The organism is Mameliella sp. AT18, from assembly GCF_028807275.1.
Lineage (GTDB): Bacteria > Pseudomonadota > Alphaproteobacteria > Rhodobacterales > Rhodobacteraceae > Antarctobacter > Antarctobacter albus.
Genome location: NZ_JARAMO010000324.1, coordinates 1 through 7,773, shown reverse-complemented (window position 1 = coordinate 7,773; position 7,773 = coordinate 1). Strand labels below are relative to the sequence as shown.

The window sequence follows — 7,773 nt, the reverse complement described above, 5'->3', positions numbered from 1 at the left end:
TTCTTTGGTTTGAAAAATACCTCGGGGGTGAATGGTCCCGGACTTGATCCGGGATCAGAGGGGGCAGCGCCCCCTGTCGGCATTCGCCGCTCAGACCGGGAGCGCGGCCAGCGCCACGCGGCGGCCTTCGCTGAGCAGAACATTATAGGTGCGGCAGGCCGAGGGCGAGTTCATCGCCTCGACGCCAAGTCCCGCCTCTTCCAGACGATCCCGCAGGTCCTTGGGCAGATGGGCGGTTTCGGCCCCCGTGCCGACAAAGATCACGTCGACAAAGCCGATCATGCTCAGCAGCGTCTCGTGATCCTCCAGCCCGCCCCAGTCGGCGCGGCCCCGGTCCCAGATCAGCAGCGCGCCCTCGTGAACCTCGCCGCCGACACGGAAAAAGCCGGGGCCATAGCCGTCGACCGGCAGCGCATCGGTGAATGTGATCTCGTTCAGTCGCATGGCTGCTACCTACTCCCAAATGGGCAGGCCAGACAAGGCCGCCAGTGCGATCAGGACATAGGCGATGCCGCGGTAGAAATGCTCCTGCTCCGGTCGGAACAGCCATCCCCCCACCATGTTGCCCGCCATGTTCGGCAGCGCCATGAGCAGCCCCAGAAGGGCAAAGCCCGGCTCCAGCCGCCCGAAGGCCCCCATGTAGCCCACCAGCAGCACGTCATAGGAGAGGAGAAACAGAAGGATCGTCGCGCGGATGATCCGGACCGGCAGCGGCCGCGACATGTAGAACAGGATCACCGGCGGCCCCGGCAGGCCGGCCACACCGCCCAATGCGCCGGCCGCACCGCCGATCCCCGTCACCATGCGCCGACTGACCGTGCCGCGATACCGCAGCCCAAGCGACAGGATGCCCAGCATCGCAAGTGCCAGCAGACCCACGGCAAGCTGAAACACCTCGGGCGGGATGCGGGTCAGCGCCCAAAGTCCCAGCGGCAGACACAAGATGCAGCCAAGCACCAACCGCCCCAGGTCGCCGCGATCAACGTCGCTCCAGGCGCGGCGCAGGATCGGCAAGGGACCGAACAGGTCCATCAGCGTCATCGTGAGGATTGCACCGAAGGGCGGCAGGACCTGGGCCGCAACCGGCAGAAAGACCAGCCCAGAGCCAAAGCCCGTAAAGCCACGCACCAACCCGGCGAAAAAAGCCGCCAGGACGATCCAGCCCGTCTCCATCGGAGACAGGCTGAACCAGGCATCAGGCATCGATGTCGCCGAACTGGTTGCCGGTGGTGTCCGTCGGCTTGGACCAGTCGCGTTTCACGCCAAGGCGCAGCAACATGACCGAGGCCACGAAGATCGAAGAATACGTGCCGACGATCACGCCCCAGGTCATCGCGAAGACAAAGCCCCGGATCACGTCGCCGCCCAGCACCAGCAGCGCAATCAGCGCAAGGAGGGTGGTGGCCGAGGTCATGAAGGTCCGGCTCAGCGTCTCGTTGATCGAGAGGTTCAAGACTTCCTTGAGGTCCTTGGACTTGTACTTGATCAGGTTCTCGCGCACGCGGTCAAAGACGACGACCGTGTCGTTCAGCGAATAGCCGACGATGGTCAGCAGCGCCGCGATGATCGCCAGGTCAAACCGGATCTGAAGTTCAGAGAAGATGCCGATTGTCAGGATCACGTCATGCACCAGCGCCACAACGGCGCCGAGGGCGAACTGCCATTCGAAGCGCAGCCAGATGTAGATCAGCACCGCACCAATCGCCAGCGCCACGGCAATGGCCGCGGTCCGGATCAACTCTCCCGAGACCTTGGGCCCGACGGATTCGACCGAGACGAACTTGATGTCCGGCGAGATTTCCAGCAGCGCGGCCTCGGCGATTTCGATCACCTCGGTGCTGACCGCCTCCTCACCGTCCTGCGCGCCGATACGGATCATGGCGACGTTCTGTTCGGGGCCAAAGTTCGGGTCGAAGACCTCGGAGATCACCACGTCGCCCAGTTCCAGCGCCGCCAGCGCATCGCGGTAGGCGCCCACGTCCACCGGCTGCGCGCTTTCGGTCCGGATCGTGGTGCCGCCGCGAAAGTCGATGCCGTAGTTCAGCCCGCGCAGCCCGAAGCTGCCAAGCGCCAGCAGGATCAGGAAGGCCGAGATGCCCAGCCAGAGCACCGGCCGCGAAAAGAAATCGAAGTTGGTCTGTTGGGGTACCAGTCTCAGGCGCATGTCAGACCTCGATCGTTTTCGGACGGCGGCGTTCGAACCAGATGACGATCAGCAGCCGCGTGACAAAGATCGCAGTGAAGACGGAGGTCAGGATGCCGAAACCCAGGGTCACGGCAAAGCCGCGCACCGGGCCCGAGCCCATGACATATAGGATCACCGCCGTGATGAAGGTGGTGATGTTCGCATCGACGATCGCCGACAGGGCCTTTTCATAGCCCAGTTCGATCGCCCGCGCCGGCCCGCGCGCAGTGCGCAGTTCCTCGCGGATCCGTTCGAAGACCAGCACGTTTGCGTCGACCGCCATACCCACGGTCAGCACGATGCCCGCGATACCCGGCAGGGTCAGCGTGGCCCCGATCATCGACAAGAGGCCAAAGATCAGCGCAATGTTCAGGATCAGCGCGACGTTGGCGAAAAGACCGAAGAGACCATAGCTGAGCGCCATGAAGACCAGCACCGCGACAAAGGCCACCATCGTGGCGATCTTGCCCGCGTCGATGCTGTCCTGCCCCAGTTCCGGCCCGATGGTCCGTTCCTCGAGGAAGACCAGTTCCGCCGGCAGGGCGCCGGCACGCAGCAGCACCGCCAACTGGGTCGATTCCTCGACCGTGAAATTGCCGGTGATGATGCCCGAGCCGCCCGCGATATGGGCCTGGATGACGGGGGCGGAAATCACCTCGTCGTCCAGCACGATGGCAAAGGGAGAGCCGATGTTCTGCGCGGTATAATCGCCAAAGCGCCGCGCGCCCGAGGGGTTGAAGCTGAAGTTCACCGCCGGGCGACCGTTCTGGTCAAAGGCGGGCTGGGCGTTGGTCAGGTCCTCGCCGGTGACGACGGGCGCCTGTTCGAGGATGTAGTAGACCCCCTCCTGGTCCAGCGCGGGCACCAGTTCGTTGCCTACGCCGGGGCGTTCGCTGCTGTCGGAGGTCCGGCTGACCACGGGCTGAAAGGTCAGCTGCGCGGTGGTGCCGATGATCTCTTTCAGTTCGGCGGCAGAGCCGATGCCCGGCACCTGGATCAGGATGCGGTCAAAACCCTGGCGCTGAATCGTCGGTTCGCGGGTGCCGACCTCGTCGATGCGGCGCCGGATAATCTCGAGGCTCTGCTGCATGGTGCGGTCGTCAAGCGCCTGGCGCTCGGCCTCGGACAGGGTGATGACCAGCACGTCATCCTCGCCCCGCACTTCCAGGTCCGTTGATCCGGCCCCGGTGAGAGAGACAACCGGCTGTGCCAGGGTGCGCACCAGTTCGATGGCACGATTCATGCCGGCGGGTTCGGAAATCTTGATGCGCAGTTCGCCCAAGGGGGCGTTTGGCTGCAGGCGGATGGTGCCGACCTCGTCCCGCGCATCGCGCAGCAGATCGCGGACCTCGGGCCAGAGCGATTCCATCCGCGCCTCGTAGACGTCCTGTACCTGGACCTCTGCCAGCAGGTGCGCACCACCGCGCAGGTCCAACCCCAGGTTCACCAGCCCCGAAGGCAGGTAAGAGGGCCAACCGGCGGCAAGGTCACGGTTTTCAGAGGTGTCGAACCCTGCCTCGATGGCCTTGACGGCATCGTTGTGGGTTTCGACCCGCGAATAGAATGCGTTGGGCATGGCGAGCAGCAGGCCGACCACGACGGTGGCCCAGATCAGCACGCGCTTCCAGAGATCGACCTGCAGCATGCCCGATCAGCTTTCGGCGGGTTCGGTCTTGGACAGGACCTGCGCGATGGTCTGCTTGACCACGCGCACCTTGACGCCTTCTGCCAGTTCGACCTCGATTTCCTTGTCGTCCTTGACCTTGGCAACCTTGCCGATCAGGCCGCCCTGCGTAACCACCTGGTCGCCACGGCGCAGGGCGCCCACCATCTTCTGATGTTCCTTCATCTTTTTCTGCTGCGGACGGATCAGCAGGAAATACATGATCGCGAAGATCAGGATGAGCGGAAGAAACTGGCCGATTGCGCTTGCGTCCATTGGGGATGCTCCTGTTGGAATACGGCGGGGCATCCCCCGCGAAATTTGGCCGGAACCTATGCGCGGTACTGGCCAGATGCAAGAAGGCCGGGCACCCTGCGTTGATTTGTTCATCTGCCCCATTTGTTCCGTTTCACCGCGGCGCCGGTCGCAGAGGTCCGCCCGTACAGGGCCCGACGGGTGCAACCTACCTTGCCCAGGCGCTGCGCAACGCCTACCGTGCGCCTTGCGAACAGGGCCAAAGCGAAAGGCCCGCTCATGCTGCGCATGGCTCTGACCCTGATTTTGCTCCCCCTGCCCCTTCCGGCCGGGGAGCCCTCGATCGGGCGGTTGAACACCGCCGGTTACCGCATGACCGAGATGTGCACCGCCACGCTGATCGCCCCCGACCTGGCCCTGACTGCCGCCCATTGCGTCACCCGGCCAGAGGACGGCTATCTCAAGCGGATCACGGACATGGTCTTTGTCGCTGGCTGGGACGGCGAGGAACACACCGGCGCCGCCCGCATCCGCGAGGTCCGCGTCCACCCCGAGGCCTTTGCCGAAGGCCGGTTCGACCTGCGCCATGACATTGCCGTGGTCGAACTGGAAGACAGGCTGACCCCGCCGCCGCTGGCCCTGGGCAACGCGGTCCTGCCCGGCCCCCTGACGCTGATGGGCTATCGCCGCTCACGGCCGCACAGGCTGACGGTGACACCGCTCTGCTACGGGGACGCCTATCGCGGCATCTGGCGGATCGGCTGCCGGGTGGAGCCGGGTCAAAGCGGCGGGCCGGTCATGGCGGGCGAAGGCGCGGCACGGCGCATCGTCGCGGTGATCGTCGCCGTCACCCGCGACGAAGAGGCGCTGGCCGTGCCCGTCGACGGCTGGCTGCGGCGGGAATTCGCGGCAGCGGGCCGGGATTGACACACAAGCCCCGCAGCCCCTCTACCTTCCTTAACCAAGATGGGGCATAACCCCCGCGACTCACACTACCTTCTGGAGGATACGATGCACGACATCCGCGCCATCCGCGAAAACCCCGCCGCCTGGGATGCGGCACTTTCCCGTCGCGGGGTTGATGCGATGTCGTCGCAGGTCCTCGACCTGGACCGCGCGCGCCGCGCCGCCATAACCGCCGCCGAAGAGGCGCAGGCCGAACAGAACCGCGCCTCCAAGGAAGTCGGCAAGGCAAAGGCCAGCGGCGACGAGGGTGAGTTCGAGCGGTTGCGCGCGCTTGTCGCCGCCAAAAAGGCCGAGGTCGGCGAGATGCAGGAAAAGGCCAAGGGCCTGGACGCCGAGCTGGACACCCTGCTGGCCGGCATCCCCAACCTGCCGCTCGACAGCGTCCCCGAAGGCGCCGACGAGAACGACAACGTCGAGATCAAACGCTGGGGCACGCCCCGCAGCTTCGATTTCACCCCGAAAGAGCATTTCGACCTCGACGGCGTGAAACCGGGCATGGATTTCGAGGTCGCGGCGAAACTCTCGGGCAGCCGCTTCGTCGTGCTCTCGGGCGCCGTCGCGCGCATTCACCGGGCGCTGGCGCAGTTCATGATCAACACCCATGTCGACGAGAACGGCCTGACAGAGACCTGGGCCCCCGTGCTGGTGCGCGAGGAGATGATGTATGGCACCGGCCAGCTGCCCAAGTTCGGCGAGGACAGCTACAAGACCACGAATGGCTGGTGGCTGATCCCCACTTCCGAGGTCACGCTGACCAATATCGTCAACGGGCTGATCGTGGACGAGGATTACCTGCCCCGCCGCTACACGGCGCATTCACAGTGCTTCCGCTCCGAGGCCGGCTCGGCGGGCAAGGACACCTCGGGCATGTTGCGCCAGCACCAGTTCGAGAAGGTCGAGATGGTCTCGGTCACCCATCCGGACAAGTCGCTGGAAGAACACGACCGCATGACGGCCTGCGCCGAAGGCATCCTGGAAAAGCTGGGCCTGCCCTATCGCACGGTTGTGCTCTGCACCGGAGACATGGGGTTCGGCGCGCAGAAAACCCATGACATCGAGGTCTGGCTGCCCGGTCAGGACACCTACCGCGAGATCAGCTCGGTCTCAACCTGCGGCGATTTCCAGGCCCGGCGCATGAACGCCCGTTTCCGCCCCTCTGCCGGTGGCAAGCCGGAGTTCCTGCACACGCTGAACGGCTCGGGCCTCGCGGTGGGGCGCTGCCTGATCGCGGTGCTGGAAAACGGCCAACAGGCGGACGGCTCGGTCGACCTGCCCGAGGCGCTGCATCCCTACCTTGGCGGCAAGACCCGGCTGACTGCCGAGGGTACGCTGGCATGAGCCCGACGCCCCCCTGTCCGGAGGCGGTCTCTTGACCCGCCTCTGGGCCCTTCTCTGTTTCCTGGCCGCGCTCTGTTTCGCGGCCGCGCCCTGGCTGGTGCCCGGGTTCAACGGATATGAGCCGTCGCAATTCCCCGTCGTCCTGGAAGATCCCCCGGTTCAGCCGGCGGGCTATGCCTTTGCGATCTGGGGGTTGATCTATGCCTGGCTGGTGGTCGGCACGGGCTTTGGCCTGTTTCGGCGCAGCGATGACGTGGATTGGGCACCGATGCGCCCGCCGCTTTTCGCCAGCCTCGCGGTGGGGGCGATCTGGCTGCCGGTGGCGCAATGGTCCCCGGTGCTGGCCACCTTGCTGATCTGGGTCATGCTGGGCACCGCGCTGGTTGCGCTCTGGCGGGCGGGCGACACGGACCGTTGGCTGCAACAGGGTCCGGTGGCGGTCTATGCCGGCTGGCTTTCGGCGGCGGCCTGCGTCGGCACCGGCGTGGTGATCGGCGGCTACGGCTGGATGCCGCCCACCCCGGCGGCGCTGCTGTCACTCTCGGTCTGCATGGCACTCTCGGTGACCATCCAGTACCGACTGCACCGGGCGCCGGAATACGGCATGACGGTGATCTGGGCCCTGGTCGGCGTGGTGGTGGCCAATGGCCAACCCTTCAATGCCGCCGTGACCGGGCTGGCCCTGGTGGGCATGATCGCCATCCTCGGCGTGCGCGGCACCGACACCGAGTAGCGCGCGGCGGGCCTCGCCGTTCTGGACAGGGGTCCGTCCCGGGCCTAGGCTCCGCGCATTCGTTTCAAGAGGTTTCCACCATGCGTGCCCTGCTTCTCTCCGCCTGCCTTCTCTCGCTGCCGTTTCTCCCCGGACCGCTCACCGCCCAGGAAAGCCTGCACCTCGAAGCGGGGGCCGACATCACCGGCGCCTACCGCGTCGCGGGCCGCAACCCGGATGGCTCCGCCTATACCGGCACACTGGAGATGACGGCCAACGGCGCCCAGTACCAGCTGGCCTGGACCATCGGCGGCCAGGTCTTTCGTGGCACCGGACGGATGGAGGGCCGTATCCTGACGGTTGACTGGCAGGGCGACAGCAACCCGGTGGTCTATGTCCTGATGCCCGACGGCGCCCTGCACGGCACCTGGGCCGACGGCCACGCGCTCGACCGCCTCGAACCGCTCCGCTAGCCCCCGGCACCGCCCCCACCAGAATCGTCCCTCGCCCCAGCCTGTTCCCCGGAGCCCTCACTCGCTTGAGGCCGATTAGAGCCGGACGACGCCGAGTCGCAAGGGGGCGCAGCCCCGCGCTTTGCGCGGCTTGCCCTTGCGACTCGGGGACGGCTGGCTCAGGCCCTCAAAAAGCGAGGGA

The 7,773-nt window shown here is 65.9% G+C and carries 9 protein-coding genes; 4 read left to right on the top strand and 5 right to left on the bottom strand.

The genetic code is table 11. From position 1 onward, the window contains the following. Nucleotides 1-90: 90 nt before the first annotated feature. The 5 genes from PVW46_RS27690 to yajC are packed head-to-tail and all read right to left on the bottom strand — an operon-like array spanning nucleotide 91 to nucleotide 4,124. Nucleotides 91-444: an Mth938-like domain-containing protein gene (locus tag PVW46_RS27690; protein WP_043143273.1), complete on the bottom strand. Its 354-nt coding sequence runs from the start codon at nucleotides 442-444 to the stop codon at nucleotides 91-93. 9 nt (nucleotides 445-453) lie between these two features. Further along, nucleotides 454-1,203, bottom strand: coding sequence for a sulfite exporter TauE/SafE family protein (locus PVW46_RS27685; protein ID WP_043143272.1), 750 nt, complete (start codon nucleotides 1,201-1,203; stop codon nucleotides 454-456). Further along, nucleotides 1,196-2,164 (bottom strand): protein translocase subunit SecF, encoded by a 969-nt coding sequence (gene secF, locus PVW46_RS27680; protein ID WP_069208535.1) that lies wholly within the window; start codon nucleotides 2,162-2,164, stop codon nucleotides 1,196-1,198. The genes PVW46_RS27685 and secF overlap by 8 nt, the downstream gene beginning before the upstream one ends. Nucleotide 2,165: 1 nt before the next feature. Then, a complete protein-coding gene (gene secD / locus PVW46_RS27675) occupies nucleotides 2,166-3,830 on the bottom strand; it encodes a protein translocase subunit SecD (protein ID WP_043143269.1) in 1,665 nt (554 codons plus the stop codon). Between the two features lie 6 nt (nucleotides 3,831-3,836). Beyond that, complete coding sequence (gene yajC, locus PVW46_RS27670) at nucleotides 3,837-4,124, bottom strand: preprotein translocase subunit YajC (RefSeq protein ID WP_043143267.1); 288 nt, start codon at nucleotides 4,122-4,124, stop codon at nucleotides 3,837-3,839. 258 nt (nucleotides 4,125-4,382) lie between these two features. Here yajC and PVW46_RS27665 point away from each other — a divergent pair, with 258 nt between their 5' ends. The 4 genes from PVW46_RS27665 (at nucleotide 4,383) to lfb1 (ending at nucleotide 7,592) form a co-directional block, all read left to right on the top strand. Next, nucleotides 4,383-5,030 (top strand): trypsin-like serine peptidase, encoded by a 648-nt coding sequence (locus PVW46_RS27665; protein WP_069208536.1) that lies wholly within the window; start codon nucleotides 4,383-4,385, stop codon nucleotides 5,028-5,030. An 84-nt stretch (nucleotides 5,031-5,114) separates the two neighbouring features. Next, nucleotides 5,115-6,407 carry a serine--tRNA ligase gene (gene serS / locus PVW46_RS27660; RefSeq protein WP_069208537.1) on the top strand — a complete coding sequence of 431 codons (1,293 nt, stop codon included), beginning with the start codon at nucleotides 5,115-5,117 and terminating at the stop codon, nucleotides 6,405-6,407. A 31-nt stretch (nucleotides 6,408-6,438) separates the two neighbouring features. Next, nucleotides 6,439-7,140, top strand: coding sequence for a TspO-related membrane protein (locus PVW46_RS27655; protein ID WP_069208538.1), 702 nt, complete (start codon nucleotides 6,439-6,441; stop codon nucleotides 7,138-7,140). 80 nt (nucleotides 7,141-7,220) lie between these two features. Beyond that, complete coding sequence (gene lfb1, locus PVW46_RS27650; protein ID WP_274578275.1) at nucleotides 7,221-7,592, top strand: LIC10280 family protein; 372 nt, start codon at nucleotides 7,221-7,223, stop codon at nucleotides 7,590-7,592. Nucleotides 7,593-7,773: the final 181 nt, after the last annotated feature.

Excerpts from the sequence above, each read along its gene's own strand:
- PVW46_RS27690 (WP_043143273.1), bottom strand. The coding sequence starts at position 444 with ATGCGACTGAACGAGATCACATTCACCGATGCGCTGCCGGTCGACGGC.
- PVW46_RS27685 (WP_043143272.1), bottom strand. The coding sequence starts at position 1,203 with ATGCCTGATGCCTGGTTCAGCCTGTCTCCGATGGAGACGGGCTGGATC.
- secF (WP_069208535.1), bottom strand. The coding sequence starts at position 2,164 with ATGCGCCTGAGACTGGTACCCCAACAGACCAACTTCGATTTCTTTTCG.
- secD (WP_043143269.1), bottom strand. The coding sequence starts at position 3,830 with ATGCTGCAGGTCGATCTCTGGAAGCGCGTGCTGATCTGGGCCACCGTC.
- yajC (WP_043143267.1), bottom strand. The coding sequence starts at position 4,124 with ATGGACGCAAGCGCAATCGGCCAGTTTCTTCCGCTCATCCTGATCTTC.
- PVW46_RS27665 (WP_069208536.1), top strand. The coding sequence starts at position 4,383 with ATGCTGCGCATGGCTCTGACCCTGATTTTGCTCCCCCTGCCCCTTCCG.
- serS (WP_069208537.1), top strand. The coding sequence starts at position 5,115 with ATGCACGACATCCGCGCCATCCGCGAAAACCCCGCCGCCTGGGATGCG.
- lfb1 (WP_274578275.1), top strand. The coding sequence starts at position 7,221 with ATGCGTGCCCTGCTTCTCTCCGCCTGCCTTCTCTCGCTGCCGTTTCTC.